Annotated in this window: 2 protein-coding genes; both read left to right on the top strand. The window is 66.2% G+C overall.

What is annotated here, in order from left to right; genetic code table 11:
• Positions 1–726: electron transfer flavoprotein subunit beta/FixA family protein (locus CO664_RS29970; RefSeq protein WP_097540717.1), on the top strand; the 726-nt coding region annotated here is incomplete at its 5' end.
• Between the two features lie 25 nt (positions 727–751).
• A partial coding sequence (locus CO664_RS29965) for an electron transfer flavoprotein subunit alpha/FixB family protein (RefSeq protein ID WP_097540716.1) occupies positions 752–1,650 on the top strand: 899 nt, incomplete at its 3' end.

Genomic DNA, 1,650 nt, shown 5'->3' with positions numbered 1-1,650 from the left:
CGGGTCGTCGACTTCAACGTCAAGATCCGGGTGAAGGCGGACGGTTCGGGCGTCGAGCTTGCCAATGTCAAGATGTCGATGAACCCGTTCGACGAGATCTCGGTCGAAGAGGCGCTGCGGCTCAAGGAGGCCGGCAAGGCTTCCGAAGTCGTCGTCGTCTCGATCGGCCCGGCCAAGGCCGAGGAGACGCTGCGCACCGCGCTCGCCATGGGCGCCGACCGGGCGATCCTCGTCGAGACCGAGGACCAGGTCGAGCCGCTCACCGTGGCCAAGATCGTCAAGGGTGTCGCCGAAGCCGAGCAGCCGGGGCTGATCATCGTCGGCAAGCAGGCGATCGACGACGACAGCAACCAGACCGGCCAGATGCTCTCGGCGCTGCTCGGCTGGCCGCAGGGCACCTTCGCCTCCAAGGTCGAGCTCGGCGACGGCAAGGTCAACGTCACCCGCGAGGTCGACGGCGGCCTGCAGACGGTCGAACTGAAGCTGCCGGCGGTGGTAACCACCGATCTGCGCCTGAACGAGCCGCGCTATGCCTCGCTGCCGAACATCATGAAGGCGAAGAAGAAGCCGCTCGACAGACACATGCCTGGCGATTTCGGCGTCGACACCGCACCGCGGCTGAAGGTCTTGAAGACGGAAGAGCCGTCCGGCCGCAAGGCCGGCATCAAGGTGAAGTCGGTCGCCGAGCTCGTCGACAAGCTCAAGTCCGAAGCCGGCGTGCTTTAAGTTTAAGGAAAGGGAGATTTCCATCATGGCCATTCTGCTTCTGGCTGACCACGACACCACCCACCTTTCCGACCAGACGGCGAAGGCGCTGACCGCCGCGACGAAGATCGGCGGCGATGTGCATGTGCTCATTGCCGGCTCAGGCGTTAAAGGGGTCGCCGAGCAGGCGGCCAAGCTTTCCGGCGTCGCCAAGGTGCTGGTCGCCGACGACGCCTCGCTCGCCAACAACCTGGCCGAGCCGCTGGCGGCGCTGATCGTCTCGCTCGCCGGTTCCTACGACACGCTGATTGCCGCCGCCACCTCGGTCGGCAAGAACGTCATGCCGCGGGTTGCCGCCCTCCTCGACGTCGCCCAGGTCTCGGAGATCATCGAAGTGGTCTCTGCCGACACTTATCGGCGGCCGATCTATGCCGGCAATGCCATCCAGACGGTGCAGACGAGAGAAGCCAAGCGGGTGATCACCGTCAGGACCGCCTCGTTCGCCGCCGCCGGTGAAGGCGGTTCAGCGGTCATCGAGAGCGTCTCGGCCGCCGCCGATCCGGGGCTTTCCAGTCACGTCTCCGACGCGCTCTCGTCCTCCGACCGGCCGGAGCTGACCTCGGCGAAGATCATCATCTCCGGCGGCCGGGCGCTCGGCTCCTCGGAGAAGTTCAAGGAGGTGATCCTGCCGGTCGCCGACAAGCTCGGCGCCGCCGTCGGCGCCTCGCGCGCCGCCGTCGATGCCGGCTATGCGCCGAACGACTGGCAGGTCGGCCAGACCGGCAAGGTGGTCGCCCCCGACCTCTACATCGCCTGCGGTATCTCCGGCGCCATCCAGCACCTCGCCGGCATGAAGGATTCCAAGGTGATCGTCGCCATCAACAAGGACGAGGAGGCGCCGATCTTCCAGGTCGCCGACTACGGCCTCGTCGCCGATCTCTTCGA

Source organism: Sinorhizobium sp. NG07B (assembly GCF_002532005.1).
Lineage (GTDB): Bacteria > Pseudomonadota > Alphaproteobacteria > Rhizobiales > Rhizobiaceae > Sinorhizobium > Sinorhizobium fredii_C.
Note: the sequence above shows the minus strand (reverse complement) of the source record. Positions and strands in the feature narration are given on the sequence as shown.